Consider the following 21,003-nt stretch of genomic DNA (forward strand, 5'->3'; position numbering starts at 1 on the left):
CCTTTTATGCTGGCTTATATTATTTGGGACATTGCTCCCAGGGTCATTTCTTTTGACCTTTTTGGAATTTCTTTACCCATTCATTGGTACAGTATTTTGTTTGCCTGTAGCTTTTTGGTGGGCGAGCGGCTGGTTTCTTTCTTGTTTCGAGCAGACCAAGTAGGGGTGTCCAAAGTGGAGTCATTGCTACTTTACATGGCGATTGCTACCGTTGTAGGTGCTAGGGTAGGGCACTATTTATTTTATGAATGGCAATTGCTTTTGGCTCATCCTTTGGAGTGGTTACGGTCGATGTTGAGTTTGCCCTTTGAGGGATTAGCGAGCCACGGCGCTGCCATTGCCATTTTAGTGGCTCTATTTTTATACAGTCGCCAACCCACCAATCCATCGTTTTTTTGGGTAGCCGACCGGGTAGTCATTGCGGGGGCTTTGGGAGGAGCGTTGATAAGAGTAGGGAATTTGTTCAATTCCGAAATTTATGGAAAACCAACTGATTTGCCTTGGGGGTTTGTTTTTGCCCGCGAAACCGACTTCACCTTACTACCCCTTGTGCCTCGTCATCCTACGCAATTGTACGAGGCTTTTTTCTGCCTGTTTTTGTTTGTGTTCACTTTTTATTTGTGGAAATATAAGCGACACCAGCTCGCCGACGGTATTATCATGGGGCTATTTATCCTATTGCTTTTCAGTTTTCGATTCATGATTGAATTTCTCAAAAATGCTCAGGAAAATTTTGAAGAAAAAATGCCCCTAAACATGGGACAATGGCTAAGTCTGCCGATTATTTTGATGGGCGTTGTTATTCTTTTCTATGCCCAAAAACAAAAACATAGATTTTCCGAAGGAAGTCGAAAGATAAAAGACATTTGAGGCTGTTTCCGAAGGTTGAAGGCGGCATTATTTTAAAAAAAGTCTCATACAATGGGCATTTGAGACTCAAAAAAACTAGAAAGTAAACTGAGTCCTTAGCGTAAATACGCCGTCTTTGAGGTGTTGTGTATAGCCTTTAAGAGCCGTTTTTTCATTGATAGGGTGCTCATACCAGATTATCATTTTGAGATATTGGTTGAAGTGGTGCATGTATCCTCCCCCAAAAGTATCATATCTAACATCTGCTCCTGAAAACCCATTGTCGTTCCTAACACCCAAACCACTTACTTTGGTGTTGGGGTCGTACCAATCATACTTTAAAATGAGCTGATGATCAGTGCTAAAGAGGTGTTGAAGAAAATAAAAATAGGCTCCGTCAAATGAACGAGTATATAATGGCTGTGGCGCACCACTGCTCGTAACTGGAAAACTCCCAGGCGTAGTACTTGATGTGGCAGTACTGGTCTGTAAACCCCGGATATACTCTGCCCTAAATTCCGTTTGGCCCTTTTGATTAGGAAAAATAAGCTGGAAGTCGGCTCCAAAATAACGCCGAGGGGCATTTTTTCCAATATTGCTTTGGGCAGAGTCTGCTTTGACATAAGCAATGCCGTCGCGGATTTGGGTGGTATTGAGCAGCGCGTTTTGGCTCGTAATACCCCCTAAATAAGCACTTATACCCCCCGAAATTCTTGCCCCTAAAGAAGGGTTAATCAATACTTTTTTGGAGCTAATACGGGCTATTATGTCCTTGTTGCTATCGTATTCGGCAGTTCCTGTAAGCCCTTGCCCATTGTAGATACCGAGGTCGATGCCGAGCCATTTGAATTTGGAGTTTTTGCGGCGTGGATTGAAGCTAAACATTACCCCTAAGTCTCTCTCTGTTTGTACCAAAATTTGGGACATTCGGCCCCGTTCAGGAGCCTCCCGAAAGGTAGACGATAGAAGTACTTCATGACCAAAAGGGCGAGCCATAACTCCTGCCGAAAAATGAAACAAATCCCATTTGTTTTCATAAAAACGCCCCCATAAGTCACGAATATTGACACCGCGCTCAGTTCCGTCAAATTGAAAAACAAAATAGACGGAGGGTTGACCGTTGTCGTTGTAATGAGAAAAATCTATCCGAAAGCGGCCACGTCTAAGCCGAAACCGATTGTTGACATAGGGGCCAAAATCCCCTCCATTATAGATATTACCGTCAGCACCTTTGGATTGAGCAATTTGAAACTGGGGTTGCATATACCCGCTAAATCCTATTTTACCCAGCCTGCTATTGAGCGACAACATCGTTTTACCGATGCGCGTAGTGGTGTCAATCATATCAGTAAGTAAGCCACCTGTGTTGTTACTAAAATTATTTTTCTGGGCAATTGTCGATAAATAACCGCACAATAGGAGGACAACTAATATAGGTTTTGAGAAAGGTATCACGAGGTAACATATTGACTAAGCTACAAAAATACCTTATGTCGCCTAAAACCATAAGAAAAATAACATAAAAATAATAATTGGGTAATTTTCGTCTCTCCAAAAGGTTAACCTTGATTGTTTGCTTGTTCATTTTTGTCGTTAACAAACCACGAGGCTACATAAGCAGTAAAAGTCCCAAAAAGTCCTACGCCGCCTGTCATCAAGATCACGGCGATGATTCTACCTTCGGTAGTGACGGGGTATTTGTCGCCATAACCCACGGTCGTAATGGTCACATAAGCCCACCAAAGCGCATCTTCGGCAGTTTTGATATTGCTGTTGGGGTCTTTTTCAACTTGCAAAATGCCGATAGCCGAAAAGATAATCAACAAAATAGCAATGATAGAAACCGAAGTAAAAGCGCCTTGAGCGCGGTTTCGGAAAATATAACTAACGAGCTGATGAATAGACCGAAACGCTCTGATAAGCCTTAGTAAACGAATAAGTCTTAATAAGCGCCCTGCTCTTAGAAAATCGACCATCGGAATGCTCGAAATCAAATCAATCCATCCCCACCGCATGAATCTTGCTTTGTTTTCGGCCTGATAAAACCGTACACAAAATTCCAGAAAGAAAAACGCACATATAGCGTTGTCGATATAATTGAGAAGTGTAGAGGTTTCGGCGGGCAGTTTGTACACCGTATCTATCGTAAGCGCACCCAGCACGTAGATTGACAATACAATCACAATCAAGTTGAGTAGTCCTAATTTGGGTTTTGAAGAGGGAGAAGAATGCATACGACAGGGCTAGTACAACTTATGCTACTAGAATACTATTTTAAAAGCCAAAATAGAGAGTTTTCTACCTACTTATATTTATGAAATGGTAAGTTCTATTTTGAAACCATGGTCGTATTGGGTCTTTAGTTTACCGCCAATCTGAGAAGCCCGCATTTGCATGTTGGCTAAGCCAAGGCCATCCGACACCGTAGTGGATGCCGCCGCCGGCAGAGCACCATTGTCGTGAATATATAAGAGGAGTTGTTTTTGCTCCACCACAAAACGAATCTCGACATGAGTGGCGCTAGAGTGTTTGCAGATATTGGTGATGGCTTCTTTAAAAATAAGGTAAATATTTTGGCGTTTTTGAGGGTCGATAAACTTCCTTGTGTCTTCTATTTCTATGGAGAAATGATGTCCAATTTGTTTTCTATTGAGATTTTTTTCGGCAAAAGCCCGCATTCGGTCAATGAGGTTTTCGTATTTATCTTTACGAGAGTCAATCGCCCAGACCGTGTCGCGCATGCGTTCCATGGCATCGTGGCTCATGTCGCTTATTTCGTTGAGTGATTCTTTTTGAGATTGAGATGTATTGGCCGAAAAGGCCATCATTTGAGATTGCATTGCCAATCCCGACAAGATAGAGCCTACATCATCATGGAGGTCGCTAGAGATTTTGATCCTAATGGCTTCCATCGCCTTAATTTGGCCAACCCGTTGTGCCACTCGATACTGAATAAAAAGATACACAATCCCTCCGATAATCAACGAATAAAGCAAATAACACCACCAAGTTTTCCACCAAGGTGGGCGGATTGTGAATGAATACGACAATTCTTTGCTCCATATTCCTTCTTCGTTCATGGCTTTGACTTTAAACGTATAGTGACCAGGTGATAAGTTGCCGTAAGTTGCTTCTGAGCGTTGAGTGAGGGCACTCGGGCTGCTTTCTAGCCCTTGTAGTTGATACTGATAGCTGAGGGCTTGAGGCGAATTTGTATTGATACTTGCAAATTCAAAAGTGAGAAAATTGTTATCAAAAGCCAAACTCAACTCTTCAGGTAGCATTTGCCATTGCGACAATTGTTTGAAATGAAAATCTTGAACAGTGAATCCATTTTTTAATACGAAAGAGGTGTCTTTTTTCCACGGAATTTTTTCATTATAAAGTTTTATATTGGTGAGGAGCACGGTGGGGACTTCGCGATTGAGCACATCTTGAGGAGGATGATAAATCGTTAGGCGATCCATTTTGGGCATCCATAAGTCACCATTTGTAGTTTCAAGAAGATAATACCGACCTTCTGCAAAACCCGTGTTCCCGTTTTCAGAGGTATATTTTTTAAAAAATGGAATAACAGGGACTTCGGGAGTGGCGGCGATTTTTTCCAATTCTTTTTTTGATAACTTATTCAACCCTGTTCGGCTCGAAATCCAAAGGTTTCCAGCTTTGTCTTCACGGAGGCCAAATACGGTATTATGACTCAGACCCTCCGATTCGGTAAAATGTCTTAGTGTATGGTGGCGTAAATCCAAGCGCGTAATTCCACCACCTAGCGTGCCAAACCAGAAATCGCCTCGTTGGTCTTCTATCATACTTTCAAAAATACCGAATGCCATGCCTTCTTTTTCGGTGAAATTAGTAAACGTACGACCGTCTTTGTCCAATCTGGATACACCTCCAAACGTGCAAAACCACATATTTTCGGCTTTGTCCTGAAAAATCTGAACGACTTGGTCGTGGCAAAGTCCTTGTTGTACCCTAAAATGAGTTCTGGTTTGGGTATCTACGTTGATTCTAAAAACGCCCCCCTCTTCACGCGAGCTGTACCATACATTGCCTGCCTTATCTTCAAAAATACAAACAATAAAACTGCCACTTTCAGTGAAGTGGGTAAAGGTTTTGTGGTCGGCATTGAGCCGCACCATGTGGTTATATAAGGAGCCTACCCAAATATTGCCTTTTTTATCTTCCAACAAACTAATGGCACTATCATGGCTAAGACCTTCTTTGGGGGTATAGTTGGTAATTGTTTTTTGATTGAAGTCGAAGTGAGCTAGTCCTCCGCCTGCTTCGGATCCCACCCAAATGTTGTGATGTCGGTCTTCAATGATACTTCTGACGGTGTTGTTCACCAATCCATCTTGTTGCGTAAGGGTGCTAAATCTACGGCTGTATTTGATCACACCTTTGTAGCTTCCAAACCACAGGTTGCCGGCTGGGTCTTCTACAATAGAAGAAACTTCATCGTCTGCCAATCCTTCTTTGGTGGTGATATGGGTGATGGTACGGCCTGTTTTATCCAAACTAAATACGCCGCCGGGTAAGGCTCCAAACCAAATAGTTCCCTGTCGATCTTCTAGCACATTGCTGATCCAACCGTTGGTGAGCCCTATAGTATGGTGAAAATTTTTGCCGTCAAACTTGGTTACGCCACTCCAAGTTCCCAGCCAAAGATTTCCGACTCGATCTCTTATAACATGCATGATAGAATTATCGCTCAGTCCTTGTTTTTTGGTGTAATGAGAGAAACTTTTTCCGTCATATTTAATCAGCCCTTCTGATTCTGTGCCAAACCACATATTGCCAGCACGGTCTTCGGTCATGGTAAAAACTCTCACCGCCAATCCTTGTTTTTTCGTAAAGTGAGTAAAAGTTTTGCCCGATTTATCTAATTTAGACACTCCGTTGCTTTGAGTAGAAAACCAGATATTGCCTTGGCTATCCTCAAAAATCCCCAAGATATGATTGTCACTTAGGCCTTCTCTTGTGGTGTAGTTGGTGAAGGTCTGCCCGTCGAACTTTGAAATACCCTCCCGACATCCAAACCACATATTTCCGAGATGATCTTCGATGATACATTCTATGAAATTGTCAATCAAGCCTTGGCAGGTTGTGTAGTTTTCGAAGGTTTTGCCGTTGTATTTGGAGATGCCATTAAAGGTTCCGAACCAAATATTGCCAGTCTTATCGCGGCACATGGTATGAATTTGGGTTTCGACCAAGCCCTGAAATAGCCCATAAAGATTAAAATTATAAGGATTATAATCTTTGGCATAAGCAGGTTGTGCCAGTGCTACCTGAGGAAGAAGAGCAACCACGCTCTTAGGAGTAGCCGAAACTACCTTCAGCAAAAGGAATGAGTCTTTTCCTGGCGTTTTGGTAATAGGTATTTCAGCTGCTACTACAGTAGTACGGGCAGGTTGGTTACGATTTTTGATGGGCAATACTGCGGGGTTGCCTATGGGTATTATTTTTTGGAGTCCCAATGTCCTCACCTGAGGTGGTAGCATAGTATCGATACTAATGACTTGACCGTTGGTTTTTATCACTTTCGAAGTGAAAGCAAGTTTAGGCTGATGGGCTGACTGAGTACAATAACAAAGCAGCACAATCATTGCAACATACACAAGGCCGGCGAGGAGTTTGTGAAGTTTCAAAATAGAATATAGATAAGGGCTAATACAGCATATATATATCAAATATAGAAATATTTTATCTGTTTAGGATACTATTTGTAGGTTTTAATTATCCAATTTGACCCTTCATATATTTTGTGATGGCTTCTGTTTTGTTGTTGACTTGCAGTATTTTATACATTTTTTTGATGTGAGACCGTACAGTTTCAATCGAAATAAACAGCTTTTCAGAAATAGCCCCATAACTCTTGCCATCCACTAGCATTTCCAATATTTCTTTTTGACGGTCGGTTAAGATACTTGCCTTGCTCACTCGGCCGCCCATGAGGTGGTTTACTATTTCTCGAGCGATAGAAGGCGACATATACGATCCCCCGTTTACCACAATCCGTAGTGCATCTACGATTTCGGTCAGACTAGCTTTTTTGGAGATATATGAGCAGGCTCCCGAGCAGAGAGCTTTCAAAATAATGTCTTCTTCTTCGTAGGTAGTCAGCATCACAACGTTGACATCGGGCAAGCGTTCGAATATATATGGCAATGCCTCAATCCCAGACATCCCCGGCAAGCCAATGTCTAGCAAGAGGATGTCGGTGTGTAAACGATGATCGAGGTCAAAAACCCGAAAGAACGATTCAATAGAAGGCTGTACCGTCGTGATTTCGAATTCTTCATGAAAACCAATAAACTTGGAAACATTGTCCCGAATCACCTTATTGTCTTCTATTATACTGATTTTAGCGGGGGTCATAATCTTAGGAAATTTACACAAAATTAGAAGCAAAACCTTAAGAAAACTATCACCCTGTGGGGTGATTTTACATGAAAATTTCCACTTTTTTTCACCTGTTTGGGTGATTGAAATGAGTTTGGATTTGTGCCAATTTTGTGTCATTACGTTCAACGATATTGTTTACTAACACTCTCAAAATCAAATGAAAAACTTGGTAATGCCTTCGCGTTTTGTTATTCTAAATTTGTATTTTACAAACATTGACAGAATAAAAACAATCTCTATCTTCTTGGGGCTTTGGGTGTTTGCAATGTTTGCTAATGCGCAGACCAAAACCATCACCAATTTTTATCGCCCCGGAAAAATAGGCTTAGAAGATGGTAAGGTAGTCAGCAATAATACTGTTACCAACGCAACTTGGATAATTGAACCCTTTGGTGGACCCAATTATGCTCCTCTAGTACGCATCAAAAATGCCGCTACGGGCGACTACCTTCACAACGAAACAAGAACACTCTCTTGTGGAAAAATCCAGCCCGGCTGGCATAGCGCCCTTTGGCTGCTCAGACCTCTCAATCAAGGATTGACGCTGATCATCAATTACTGGACCAAAGAATATTTGCACGTGGAGCGTGGGCCACTCGAAATCAGTTCGATAGGATCAGAAGCATGGAATAGTGCTTACTGGAAAATCGAAACCGTAGAATCGCGCAAGTTTCCTGAAACTTATAAACCTCCCCTCACGCTTCAAGCCAGAAATGTGGCTACGAGCTTGTTAATCAACGGTGCTTTATATAATGGAAATGCACCCACGCTTACATCGAGTATGGTAGCACTTACTAATCAAGGAAAGTATCTGGAATATACTTTTAACAATATCCCCGACAAATATCTGAATCCTCAGCTCGCGATTGCCAACATAAAATTTCGTCCCAAGGCTAGTATCAAAGACGGCGTTTTGTATGTTCACCTTACTACAGAGGGTAGTTCTATCAATATCAATCCTCAAACTTATGTCAACAAAAAACTAGAGCGGGGTTTTTATACCAATCGCGTAGAAACCAGTATTACTATATCCGATGATTTTGAGAAAGATGCTTGGGGACCCCTCAACCTCAACTCAGAAGGTACGCTGACAGATATGAGTCAATTTACGGTAGGAGTCTCTAAAGATGGACCCAATATTTCTTATAGCTTAGGCTCTCAATACTCCAAACAAATCAAGGATTTTAGTTTTGAAGACAAAACTTACAGCAATACCATTTCGGGAATTTGGAAAATGGGAAAAGATATTATCGAAAAAACAGCTGGACAGTATTCTGGATTAGCGGAGCTTCCGGCTTTGGCAAGTGGCAATTTCCCCATCTATGCCCAAGCGATTTTTAAAGCCCGACAGGCCAATTATATTCCCAATAGTGTCACCATCAATTTTAAGCTCAAAACCCAATTTAAGGAAATGGTGTTGGTCTCAAATCAAGGCTCAGATGTGCAGGCGTTCTTTGAAGGTTTTGTATTCTACGCTAATCCCAAAACTTACCAAGGTACGTTAGCCTACAAATTAGGAGAAAAAGTGATTGATGATGAAGTGCTTTATACCATTATCCTAGACCTAACACCTCTAAAACAATAAAAGCTAGATATGTAAACTAAAGTTTAAGACTGGGCTACTTGTAAAGATTTGCTTCATAAGATTTTCTTGTGGGGCATTTTGTTTTTTGAGAATCTGTTGCGAGAGGGGAAAATAGTTTCTAAGTTTAAAGCCTATTTCTTAATCATCCTTAATTCCATCAATCATGGCAGAAAAACAATATAAAATCCTTCTCAGCGAAGACGAAATTCCGAGACAGTGGTACAACATTCAGGCCGATATGCCCAACAAACCCCTGCCGCCGCTTCACCCTGCTACCAAGCAACCCGTAGGGCCGGGCGATTTGGCGCCGTTGTTTCCGATGGAGCTTATCAAGCAAGAAGTTTCGCAAGAGCGCTACATTGAGATCCCTGAAGAAGTACGCGAAATCTACAAACTATGGCGACCTACGCCGATGTTTCGGGCGCACCGCTTAGAAAAAATGCTTGATACACCTGCCAAGATTTATTACAAATACGAAGGTGTAAGTCCCTCAGGAAGTCACAAAACCAATACCGCCGTGGCGCAGGCGTATTATAACAAAATGGAAGGCGTAAAACGCATCACCACCGAAACAGGAGCTGGACAATGGGGAACTGCCTTGGCGATTGCGTGTCAGATGTTTGACATCGAATGTGAAGTATTTCAGGTACGGATTAGCTACAACCAAAAACCCTACCGCAAAGCTTTGATTGAGTCTTTTGGGGCCAAAATTTACCCTTCTCCTTCGGAGCTTACGGCATCGGGACGGAAGATTTTGGAACAATATCCTGACACTCCCGGCAGCTTGGGTATTGCGATTTCGGAAGCCATCGAATGTGCTGTGCAGGATGAAAATTGCAAATACGCCCTTGGGAGCGTACTCAACCACGTACTCATGCATCAGACCATCATTGGGCAAGAGTGTTTGGTACAGATGGAAAAAGCGGGTGATTTTCCTGACGTTGTGATTGCACCGTTAGGGGGAGGTTCCAACTTCGCAGGCATTTCATTTCCCTTCCTTCACCAAAACCTCACCCAAGGCAAAAAAGTACGGGCCATTGCGGTAGAGCCTGCTTCTTGTCCCAAACTGACCAAAGGGGAGTTTCGTTATGATTTTGGCGATTCGGCGGGTTTTACGCCTTTGTTGCCAATGTATACGCTGGGGCACAATTTCCGCCCGGCGGCGATTCATGCGGGTGGTTTGCGCTATCATGGCGCGTCGGTGCTGTGTTCGCAGTTGCTCAAAGACGGCCTCATCGAAGCCAACGCTATTCAGCAATTAGAGTGTTTTGAAGCGGGAGTGGCGTTTGCCAAAGCGGAGGGAATCATCCCCGCGCCTGAGGCTACGCACGGCATTGCGCAGGTATTTCGCGAGGCGCAGCGCTGCAAAGAAGAAGGCAAATCCGAAACCATTCTTTTTAATCTTTGCGGACACGGTTTCTTGGATATGCAGGCCTATACCGATTATTTCGACGGCAAACTCGCCGACCACTACCTAACCGACGAAGAGCTCAAATCGGGCTTGAAGGAGTTGGAAGGGTATCCTGTAGCCTAAATACCACCCCAGGCGATACTTTTAGTGTCGCTTGGGGTAGTTTACTTCTAAAATTAGAATATGTAGACATCTTGCGATAGAATTTGAAAGAGTTGGAAGATTCAATATTTCTCTATTGTCTTTGTGGAAATTAAAGAGTGAATGAAAATTTTTTCTCATATTGAGAAATTTGATATTTTTGATAAAATATTATTATAACCTGCAAGACTAATCTTATGAAAGATACTACTTTAATTCCCATAAAAAAACCTATAAAATGGTATAATAAAATTGTGAAAATGGATTTTAAAAAGCTTTTTGTGGCTCTTACTAAATCTGTTTTAATGTTCAAGTTTAAACCTATGACTCCCGTTGATGGAGTTAAAGAGCTAAGTGATATTTTTAATGCATTTGAACTTAAAAGCGACATATCAGGATTAGCTTACATGTTGCTTCTAAAAGCAATGGTTAATGCAGCACATAACTTAACTCTTGAAAATGCCTTTCTTTTGAGTGAAGATTTAAAATCTACATCTGAACTTTATGATAATCCTGATTATGTAAAATTTCTTGATGATATGAATAGTGTTTTGGAAAAAAAAGAACTAGCTATTTCATTAGAAACTTTTACAAATCCACGATCTCTTTCTCTGTTGATAGATTTTGTTGGTTTTTTTCAAAATTGGCTTATGTTTTTTGAAGTTGATAAAAATGCGGCACAAAATATTTCTAATCGACTGCCAGCTTATTTTGTAATGGCACTTAATGATGAATGGAGAAGCAACCCAAGTGTTTATGAACCTCTATTAAAGAAAACGGAAACACCTTTTACTGGAGCTGCTAAGAGAGAACTAGAATGGAAACGGTATGATGCTTTTCTGCAACAGCAAATTGAACAATCTGTTTTTGATGAACCTTTTAGCTTAAATCAAATTTTCATTCCACTTCGAGCTTATTATTACGAAAAAGGAAACAGTAAGGATGAAGACACTCTTATACACCAAAAATCAGGTGAAGAAAAAAAATGCCGAATTCCTGTAAATCTAAATGATACATTAGATGAATGGCTTCGTTCCAAAGAGCCACGTGAATGTATCCGCTTTTTAAGTGGTGGACCTGGTTCTGGCAAATCTTCTTTCGCAAAAATTTGGGCGGCCTCTATTTCTAATAGACAAGACTTTAATGTACTTTTTGTTTCTTTGCATCTATTTGATATTCAAGGAGATTTAGTAGATTCTATTGGTAAATACGTACAATTAAATACTGATATTAAATTTTCATTTAATCCCCTTCAAGAGGAGGGTAAAAAACTATTAATTATTTTCGATGGCTTAGATGAACTATCGCAGCAAGGAAGTATGGCTACTGAAATAGCCAGCCGATTCATCCAAAGTTTAAACACTTTTAACTCCTACAGCAATCGGCCGAACCATATAAAGACATTGTTTTTAGTAACAGGTCGTGAGTTAGCCATTCAGGGTAATACAGTTGAGTTTCAGATTCCCAAACAGGTTCTACATTTATTGCCTTATAAAATTCATGATAATTTTTTTGAAAACTTAGATGGTACTCAAAAAAGTATAGTACAGCAAGATCAAAGACATGATTGGTGGGAAAAATATGGAAAATTAAAGGGGAATATTTATGAAAGGATGCCACAAGCTTTGCAATTAGATAAATTAGAAGAAATAACAGCCCAGCCTTTACTTAATTACTTAGTTGCACTAAGTGTTGAACGAGGTAAAATTAAATTTACTATAAACACAAATTTAAATGATATTTATCGTGATTTGTTAGAAGGCGTTTACGATCGTGCTTATGAAAAACGTCAACATAAAAACATTGAACATCTTTCTATTCAAGACTTTTCCAGGATTTTAGAAGAAATAGCTATTTCCGCATGGCATGGAGGTGATACACGGACAACTTCAGTAAAAAAAATCGAAAGACATATTGAAAGAAATAATATTAAGCAACTTTTAGAACGATTTAAGACAGACGCTAAGTCTGGAATTATTAGATTATTAACGGCTTTCTACTTTAGAGAATTTGGTATTCAGGATGGAGAGCAAACATTTGAATTTACTCATAAGAGCTTTGGGGAATATTTAACTGCAGTTCGTTTAGTAAAACAAGCTGAAAGGATAGATAAACAGTTAAATGCTCGAAAAAGCAATTATGATGAAGGGTGGGATGAGGAGACGGCTTTAGGAATATGGGTTGAAATGACAGGTGAGACAGCTATGGATGGTTATCTATTTAGTTTTGTTTTAGACGAGATAATGCGATACCCGAAAGAAAAACTAATCAGTTGGCAAGAAAATTTTTCACATTTATTATCTATTGTAATAAACCAAGGAATGCCATTGGGAAAAGAACGAAGAAGCCATAAAGAAGAAACACGAGTTTTTCGTAACGCAGGTGAAGCCTTGCTAGCATTCCATAGTGCATGTGTTAGACAAACCCAGCTACATTCAAAAATTGAAGTGCAATCTGAAACTGCTTTTGGAGCTTGGTTTTCAACACTTCAACCTCAAAGAACGAGTGCCAAAAATGTTTTAGCTTATCAATGTCTTAATTTTCTTAAATTATCAGATTGCTGCTTTGATATGGTGGATTTTTACAGGGCTGATTTTAATAACTCTATTTTTTTTAAATGTAGATTTCATTTTGCTACTCTTGTGAAAACATTTTTGGAAAAAACTCAATTTATTGATTCGCAGATGATGTGGGCTAATCTAACAGACGCTAATCTAACAGATGCTAATCTAAGAGGCGCTAATCTAAGAGGCGCTAATCTAAGAGGCGCTAATCTAACAGGTGCTAGTCTAACAAAAGCTAATCTAACAGGTGCTAGTCTAACAAAAGCTAATCTAACAGGTGCTAATCTAACTAAGGCTAAATTAAGAGAGGTTGATTTAAGAGAGGTTGATTTAAGAGAAGTTGATTTAATAGAGGTTGAAGAGAGATTTATTTAACGTGAATTATGTAATCTAGGCAAACTCAACAGGGTATCTTGCCTACTGGCTGAGCAGGTCAACTTACTAAGAGTGAAATGATAGCTATTGATTAAATTCGTACTTACACTAGGCAATGTAGCTGACAATAACGCGGCTGTATTGACAGAGATATTAGGCGGTTTGCAGGGGCAGTGCTTCGGCGACCGGGTCTACCTCACTAAACTCTTTGCCCAATTTTATGAGCAAGCCTTGCAGTTGGGTACTAAACTCCAACGGCGCATGAAAAATACACTCATGAAGTTGTCAGACGAACTCAAGTTACGCTAGAGGGGACTGATTGAATCAGTCAACTACCTACTAACATCGGTATTGGATATTGAACATACCCGTTATCGCAGTCCTATTAATGCACAATGCAGTATCTTCAGTGGATTAATTGCTTATTGTTTTCTTGGACACAAGCCTTCTATTGTCATGCCTAATCAATTCCAAATCTGTGTCCATAATTCACGTCAAGTTACAAAGACAATGCCTATTTTGTAGATGTGACCCCAACGAAGAAACTAATTTTTGGGAAAATAAACTCACTTCAGGCCAGGGCTGGGCGTATGGATATGAGGCTTTACTGAAAAAAAACGCAGGTAAACTAAAGGGTTGGATTGGCTATACATTGGCTTGGTCTATTCGTCAATTTCCCGATTTGAATGCAGGTACTCCTTTTTATTCACGCCAAGACCGCCGTCATGAGTTTGAACTTGTGAGTACGTATGCGCTGAAGCCAAGGGTCAGGTTATCAGCCAACTGGATTTATGCAAGTGGCAATCCCCTAACCGCACCTTTGAGTTCGTTTGTTTCTTTTAAAAACGATAGAATAGGTTTGATAGATTATGGGGCAATGAATGCGTACCGTACCAAAGCAATTCATCGGTTAGACGTAGGCATTCAATTTCATCGCAAACGCAAATATTTTGAACGTTTCTGGGAAATTGGGTTTTACAATGCCTATAATCGCCAAAATCCGTTTTATTATTCAGTAGAAACGATAGAAAATCCACGGCAAGGAACTGTAAAATATGAATTGAGAAGCCGTGCTTTGTTTCCCATTGTCCCGTCAGTTAGTTATAATGTCAAGTGGTAATATGAACTGTAGAAGCATCTTTTTATGGATTTTGGTATGGGTCATCACCTCTAACTGTATAGAAGTCAGCCCTCTATCTCCTAAAGCAAGTCCAAAATTTGCTGTTGTTGCCGTTATCTCTCCTACAGATTCGTTGGTTACGGCCTTTGTTTCGACTATCAATCCCCTTGGACAAGAATTTAAGACTTCTGATATGGTTGTCAAAAATGCGAAAGTGAATATCAAGTCTGGGGCAGAGCAGCTACAATTACAGTATGTCGATTCAATTCAACGCTATCAGACGGTGACGAAAAGCTTTGTAAGGTATGATACCAACTATGAATTATTAGTAGAAATTCCTAACCAAACTCCCCTAAAAGCCACTTATAAAACCTTAAAAGAGATTTCGCCAACGATTCAACTAATACAGGATAAGCAGAACGTAGAAATAAAGGTAAATTGGAAAGATACGCCCGATGAAAGCAATGTATATAGTCTTTCAATCAACTATTGGAATGCTCAGTTAGGAAGAATATCTAGTTCGGGCATAGATTGGGAGGGTATTGCGCGTACTTCTATAACTATCTCAGACAATGGAAATTTGAACTATACCGCTAAAGGGACTTTACCAAAAAGTAGTTCTGTCTCGGATACCACCAAATTCACACTGCTGTTTTATAATATCGACAAGGCAACTTCCGATTTCTTCAACAAAAGGTCTGCTCAGTACAATCAAAATCAGGCTAATCAGCAGTCTATTTTTGAGTTCATTACCGATGTTTCACAAAATCAGACGGACTTGAACACTTTTTTTGAGCGATTCAAAGAACCTGTTTTGCTGCCTTCTAACATTGAAAATGGATTAGGCTTTTTTGGAGGGTATTATCAAAAGCGAATTAAGTTGTAATTTTCACTAGCCAAAGTATTGTTCTACAAATTGGTTCATATGGTCATTTTTTAGGAAAGTGGGATTTATCCTTATTATTTTAAAGTCTGGGTTTAAAATAAATACCATTATTTTAAATTCACACTTTAAAATCAATGCTAGAATGATATACTGTCCAGAAAAGACTTGAAAAATTTCAATTTTTCCATATTATTTTTGGATGACTAACACACAAAAAACCGCCGCAAAGCTCAAGCTCTGCGGCGGTTTTTTGTAGAAGAGTCTAGCCTACTTCTTCAAATTTGCCAAAAACTCAATTACGTCGCGTATTTCGCGTTTAGAGAGTAGCGAACCCATTGGGGGCATACCTGAAGGCATATTTTCGCGTTTGGCAATACGTCCTACTGGAATTACCAAAGGTTCGGCATCGGAAGTCGTAAGGGTTAATTCTTCGGCGGTTTCTTTGGCTAATGTGCCATTTACTACATTTCCGTCTTTGAGGGTCAGCATTACGGAGCCAAAACCCGGCGCAATCCGCGCACTTGGTTCGACAAGGGCTTGGAGAAGTTGCTCACGGGTGAGTACGTCGCCAATGTGCGTGAGAGCGGGCCCCACCGCGCCGCCCGTGTTGCCAATCGCATGGCAGCGTACACATTGAGCGGTAGAGTTGGAGTTGAAGATATTACGTCCTGCAAAGCGATTTCCGCCAAAAAGCGTTTCGGCGTATTCGTCCAAAGCCGAAGCGTTTGGTTTTAAGGTTGCCATTTTGGTTTTGAGCGCCGCTACACCCGATGCCTCTACTGCTTCTTTGAGTTCGAGGGAAAGATTGGGCGAAAGTTTTTTGTCTTTGAGTTGGTCAATCAAGCCGTCTAAAATCACTTGTGTTTTGTCGGCCTCCATTTTGCCAAGTACTTCGAGCATTTTTTGCTGTTCGCGTACCGAACCTTTGCTAAAGATAGAATTGACGATGGTCGGCAGGCTGGTTTTAGTTACGTTGTTGTTGTTTAGAAGTCCCAACGCCACGGTGCGTACGCTTTCTTCTTTATCGTCCATGCCTTTTTTGATGATAGCATCCATTTGAGCATAGCCCAGTTGGTTGAGGGCGGGCAAGATAGCTGCTTTCACTTTAGGCTCCTCAGTAGCATCATAAATAGCGGCAAGTTGGGCGTTGGCTTCGGGCATTTTAAGGTCAGCCAAAAGACCCGCTACGGCGATGAGAGTTTCGGGGTTTTTCTCTTTTAAAAAGCCCGAAACAAAAGGCGCTACTTTGGACTTGACCGATGCCAAATCGCGCTCGATTTTGCCACGGTGGCGGCCATCCACGCGGTCCATGACCGAAGGATTGGCCCAAGTACCAATCGTGGCTAGTGCCTCGGCCTTGATGTCGTCTTTGATATCGGTACGGCGCGCAAAATCAATCACCATCTGTAATTCTTGGTCACCGCCTACGCGCAATGCGGCGTTGATGGCACGGCGCAAAATCACCTCAGAAGTAAATCTTGCGTCTTTTAAGGTAGCGGCCAAGGCAGGCAATGCCGTTGGGATAGAAAGGTCGTCGTTGATCGCGCGAGCGGCTTCGGCTACAATATATTCGTCTTTGTCTTGCAAAAAGACCGCGATTTTGTCGCTACGCAATCTTCTGAGTACCAGTACCGCTGCGGTGCGAAGGGCTTTGCTAGGATTGTTGGCTAAGGCTGCCATTGGTTCTGCTTTTCCGATACGTGATAGTGCCAACACACCCGCGTGGCGGATATAAACATCCTCGTCGTTGTTGGCGGCGAGCATTTCGATGAGCGGTGTTATGGCATCACCATAGGAGATGCGCCCCAAAGCTTCGGCGGCGTAAAAACGAACGCGAGGATTGGAATTTTTGAGTAAAGGAATGAGGTCATTACCAGCGGTTGCGATGCGGGCATCACCCAGCATTTTGGCGGCTTGGGTCACGATTTCAGAGTCTTTGTCTTTGAGCAAAGGCATCAAGGTGGAGGCGTAAGCCTTATCTTGGCGTGCCAACTGACCTACCCCCCAAATGCCGTGGATGCGTGCCAGTTGGCTTTGGGTTTGGTCAATGGCTTTCGACAAACTTGGTAAGCCTTTTTTACCACGATTGACGAGTTCAAACTGCGCTTTTTGACGGACTCTCATATCCGCATTTGAAAGCAACGAATACAGCATCTCTTCGTTTTGAGAAGCATAATCCAGCTGAATCAATCGCTTGGTTTCTTGACGGATAGCGGCGAGGTCGTTTTTGTTGGACATCACGTCCATTTTCCAGACCCGACCATAATTTTTGGTATCCCAGCCGTTGATCCAGTCGGCTACGTAGAGCGCACCGTCGGGTCCAAATTTGATACCTGTAGGTAAGATGCCACTCACTACGTCTTTTTCGCCGTCGAGCTCAAAAGAAGCGCCTTTGGGCTTGAGACCAAACGACCAAATGTGGGAACGCGTAGGTGTACCGACAAATTCGACCAAGAAAAATTTGTTTTTCCAGTCTGACCCCAAGGCCGTGCCAGGGTTGTAAACCATACCCGTAGGGCCATTGTGGTAATTCATGATAGGCGGAATGATATAAGCTGCCTGACCGTCCCAGCGTGGTTTGAAGAGTTTTTCGTCCATCCACACTTTGTATTTGTTGTTTTTGGGGTCGGTGTATTTGCCGTATTGCCAATTGGAGCGCCAGCCAGCATCGGAGCCTTGCACTACGTGGACCAAGCGCTCACTTTCGCCGGGGTGGTCGCCGTCGTTGTCGGAAGAGATGAGGTTGCCGTATTCATCAAATACAAATTCGTGGGTATTGCGGAGACCGTGGGCAAAAATTTCGAAATCGCTACCATCGGGGTTGGAGCGGGCAATGATACCTGAGTTGGGATGCTCAAACTTCTTGCCGTCGGCGGTCGTGATGTTGGCTCCAATATCACCGATGTTCCAGTAAATACGTCCGTCGGGGCCTTCTGTTACGCCCGACATACCGTGCCCACTAAAACCAATGTGTACGCCATAGCCGTGGCTAATTGAGGTTTTTTTATCAATGATACCGTCTCCGTTTTTGTCTTCTAGGCGCCACAAGTCGGGGGCGATTCCCACAAAAATATCCTTGGCACGCACGAGCATACCGCCGGCCACGTCGGTGACTTCTTCATAAAAATCTTCTAAAATGCGGAGCGAAACATCGGCAATACCGTCGTTGTTGGTATCTTCTAGTCGCCAGATTTCATCTTTTTCAACGGCCAAGTCCTTCCAGTCATGAGAGCCGTCTTCGTTCAAATCAGCCAACCATTCGTTTTCCTTGCTACGCTCGGGAGAGAAGGTTTTCCGCAAAAAAGCACGGCGGTCTTCAACCGTTTGAAGGCCAATGGATTCGGTCATCCAATCGCGGTGTCCACGAATGTCAAACTCGGAGTTTTTTTGACGATTGGTACGATTAAGATACACCCGGCCTTGGTCGTCGATAGCCATCGCTACGGGGTCGGGGGCTAGTGAGTCAGATGCCCAAAGGGTCATTTGTAAGCCTTCGGCCAATTTGATGGGCGTTTTGTCGCGGATTTCTTTGGCGTTAGCGAGGGCTTTGCTAGGGTCTTCTTTGACCATAACAGGCTGACTGCTACGGGGCATTTTCATGCACGAAACCACCAAAAAAGCTATTCCTAGCGATGCGGACAGCTTTATTTTAGCGTGCCTTTCTAAAATCATGGGTTAATATGTTTATGAGTATCAAAAGTGAATAAACCTAATCCAGAGAAGACGGATAAGTATGGGTTTATACTTATAGGTATTGTTTTTTTTGTGCTATAAGTGCAATGAAGAAAATGCCAATGGAAGTAGATGTGCTGCACGCTCAAGATAAATAATTTGCCCCGTAGGACTGCTCAAAATAACCCCAATGTCACTTTGTTGGCGTTGGGTGGTTTCTAACAAACTTTGCCGACAAATACCACACGGAGACAAAATCGTATCAAACGAAACCGTTTCGGCGCCATTTCGATAGGCAATCGCCACAGTGATTATCTTTTCAGAAGGAAAAAGCGAAGAGGCTACCGATAGCGCCACCCGCTCCGCACAGATTCCTGCCGGAAACGAAGCATTTTCTTGGTTACTACCTTTGATAATCTCCCCGTTGGACAACAACAAGGCTGCTCCAACGTGAAATCTTGAATAAGGTGCATATGAAAGATTGATGGCGTCGTTGGCCGCTTTTAACAGTTGCTGCAAATTGGGATTTAGTGAACTGTCGTCTTCAAATAGTTGATAGTCAAAGGAAATGGTCTTGTGCATACTCGAAGCCTGAGAAATGGGGTGGTATCGGAAATGAATAAACTTAACTTAAAGATATTGTTTTTTGGATAAAGTGCGTAGAAAGTAGCAGAAACTTTCGTCCTTAGAACGGAAATAGTATGTCTTTTATAGAGTATTAAGTAATTGAGCAAAAATAGACTTTCCAAACGGTCCGCCGCGCGGTTTTAGGCTTATACTATTGATAATCAGAAGGGTTATAAACTTGCCGCGGCGGCGGACCGCAAAGTCTTACCTAATTCTGCGTAAGTACTTAAGTTGGCGATAATGAAAAAGCTTCAACTATCAAAAACCAATTCCCACAGATACCGCGATTGGCAACATTCCTTGGTAAATATTTTGAGGTTGTAATTGGAATGAGCCTGATAAATCAGTGATAGCTGCCGTTTTTGTTATGAAAATATTTTTTCTTGTTTTCAAAAGTATAGCATCCCACTTTACAATAGTGGGTGTATATTGAAATGTAAACAAATAATGAAGACGTTTTTTGCTGTAATCTAACTCAAAACCCAATATTCCTAATGTTTTTCTGTCGCCTAAGTAAGCATTAGTTTTGGTTCCAAAGTTTTGATTGTCTATTTTAATAGTTTCTTCTGAAGAAATTTCTCCTAAATAAAATCCTGTGCTAAAAGCTCCTGTGCCTATAAGAGGTTTTATGAATAAGGGATTGCCTAGTTTTTTTACTAAAAATGTGTATTTGAAATTTAGCTGATTTCCATAAAAGTAATTATCTTTTAAAATGCTTTTGTAAGTTCTTACCTCTATGGTACTTCTCTTGCTTATGTCAAATCCTAAAGAGTTTGTGTAAACAGGGAAAAATGGCGTTTTGAAATTTTTGTTGGATAGGAGGTTCTTATCATAAACAAATTGATAAGACTGTTGACCGATAGGTAAGTATTGATTGAGAGAAATGTTATAGCTAAAATGTATTTTTTGAATGGTAGTATATAAATTGAATTTGGTTTTTTCTTTTTGAGATGATTTATTGGACATACTAGGTACAACTATCGACTTGGCATCGTTAATTGAGTAATGAATCTTGGTTTGTTTCTTTAATAGAGTTGTTTTCTTGTTGATTACTAACAAGTTATCTTTTTCTTAAAGTCGATTTTGAAGTTCCAAAGGCCTGCGCATAATTCAATACTTTCATCAAATTTTTCCTTAGATTTTCCTCTATACTTGTTAATTAAAATATGATAACGTTTTATTCCTGCAATTGCATTTTCTACAAAAACTCGCTTTTTACTAATAGACTTGTTGTAGTTTTTTTGCTCTAATGTTAAGCTTGGATAAGGATTTTTTTTGCTTTTTTTGGGCTTTTTAAATGGAATCTTTAAAGACAAAAATTTGTATTCTTTCTGAATACCAAGATAACCTAAATCAACA

General features: G+C 41.3%; 14 protein-coding genes and 1 pseudogene. 7 read left to right on the forward strand and 8 right to left on the reverse strand.

Annotation, left to right across the window (positions count from 1 at the left end; all coding sequences use genetic code 11):
- The first annotated feature begins 6 nt into the window (after positions 1–6).
- Positions 7–870: a prolipoprotein diacylglyceryl transferase gene (lgt, locus tag G563_RS0110490; RefSeq protein ID WP_028665280.1), complete on the forward strand. Its 864-nt coding sequence runs from the start codon at positions 7–9 to the stop codon at positions 868–870.
- A gap of 75 nt (positions 871–945) precedes the next feature.
- Here lgt and G563_RS0110495 read toward each other — a convergent pair whose 3' ends face one another.
- The 4 genes from G563_RS0110495 to G563_RS0110510 all read right to left on the reverse strand — a co-directional run bounded on the left by G563_RS0110495 (position 946) and on the right by G563_RS0110510 (position 7,236).
- Entirely contained in the window at positions 946–2,193 is a 1,248-nt protein-coding gene (locus G563_RS0110495) for a putative porin (RefSeq protein ID WP_037326429.1), read from the reverse strand.
- A gap of 215 nt (positions 2,194–2,408) precedes the next feature.
- Positions 2,409–3,083 carry a potassium channel family protein gene (locus G563_RS0110500; RefSeq protein ID WP_028665282.1) on the reverse strand — a complete coding sequence of 225 codons (675 nt, stop codon included), beginning with the start codon at positions 3,081–3,083 and terminating at the stop codon, positions 2,409–2,411.
- A 78-nt stretch (positions 3,084–3,161) separates the two neighbouring features.
- Positions 3,162–6,506, reverse strand: coding sequence for a sensor histidine kinase (locus G563_RS0110505; protein WP_157585224.1), 3,345 nt, complete (start codon positions 6,504–6,506; stop codon positions 3,162–3,164).
- 88 nt (positions 6,507–6,594) lie between these two features.
- Entirely contained in the window at positions 6,595–7,236 is a 642-nt protein-coding gene (locus tag G563_RS0110510) for a response regulator (protein WP_028665284.1), read from the reverse strand.
- A gap of 184 nt (positions 7,237–7,420) precedes the next feature.
- Between G563_RS0110510 and G563_RS0110515 the strand changes: the two genes are divergently transcribed.
- The 6 genes and pseudogenes from G563_RS0110515 (at position 7,421) to G563_RS0110540 (ending at position 15,345) form a co-directional block, all read left to right on the forward strand.
- Positions 7,421–8,848, forward strand: a complete 1,428-nt coding sequence (locus G563_RS0110515; RefSeq protein ID WP_028665285.1) for an RICIN domain-containing protein — start codon at positions 7,421–7,423, stop codon at positions 8,846–8,848.
- 163 nt (positions 8,849–9,011) lie between these two features.
- Complete coding sequence (locus G563_RS0110520; RefSeq protein ID WP_028665286.1) at positions 9,012–10,382, forward strand: TrpB-like pyridoxal phosphate-dependent enzyme; 1,371 nt, start codon at positions 9,012–9,014, stop codon at positions 10,380–10,382.
- 215 nt (positions 10,383–10,597) lie between these two features.
- Positions 10,598–13,339, forward strand: a complete 2,742-nt coding sequence (locus G563_RS34315) for a pentapeptide repeat-containing protein (RefSeq protein ID WP_051210891.1) — start codon at positions 10,598–10,600, stop codon at positions 13,337–13,339.
- 87 nt (positions 13,340–13,426) lie between these two features.
- A pseudogene (locus G563_RS39295) lies at positions 13,427–13,864 on the forward strand (transposase); the annotation flags it as partial.
- Positions 13,818–14,459, forward strand: coding sequence for a hypothetical protein (locus tag G563_RS0110535; protein WP_028665288.1), 642 nt, complete (start codon positions 13,818–13,820; stop codon positions 14,457–14,459). The pseudogene G563_RS39295 and the gene G563_RS0110535, both read left to right, overlap by 47 nt.
- 1 nt (position 14,460) lies before the next feature.
- Positions 14,461–15,345 (forward strand): DUF4249 family protein, encoded by an 885-nt coding sequence (locus tag G563_RS0110540; RefSeq protein ID WP_169579743.1) that lies wholly within the window; start codon positions 14,461–14,463, stop codon positions 15,343–15,345.
- A 267-nt stretch (positions 15,346–15,612) separates the two neighbouring features.
- Here G563_RS0110540 and G563_RS0110545 read toward each other — a convergent pair whose 3' ends face one another.
- From G563_RS0110545 to G563_RS34325, 4 genes are all read right to left on the reverse strand, one after another.
- Complete coding sequence (locus G563_RS0110545) at positions 15,613–19,017, reverse strand: PVC-type heme-binding CxxCH protein (RefSeq protein WP_028665290.1); 3,405 nt, start codon at positions 19,015–19,017, stop codon at positions 15,613–15,615.
- A 96-nt stretch (positions 19,018–19,113) separates the two neighbouring features.
- Entirely contained in the window at positions 19,114–19,599 is a 486-nt protein-coding gene (locus tag G563_RS0110550; protein ID WP_028665291.1) for a cytidine deaminase, read from the reverse strand.
- Positions 19,600–19,902: 303 nt separating this feature from the next.
- Positions 19,903–20,610, reverse strand: coding sequence for a hypothetical protein (locus G563_RS0110555; RefSeq protein WP_157585226.1), 708 nt, complete (start codon positions 20,608–20,610; stop codon positions 19,903–19,905).
- An 86-nt stretch (positions 20,611–20,696) separates the two neighbouring features.
- Positions 20,697–21,003: transposase family protein (locus tag G563_RS34325; RefSeq protein ID WP_037326431.1), on the reverse strand; the 307-nt coding region annotated here is incomplete at its 5' end.

Origin of the sequence: Runella zeae DSM 19591 (assembly GCF_000423565.1) — a bacterium.
GTDB lineage: Bacteria > Bacteroidota > Bacteroidia > Cytophagales > Spirosomataceae > Runella > Runella zeae.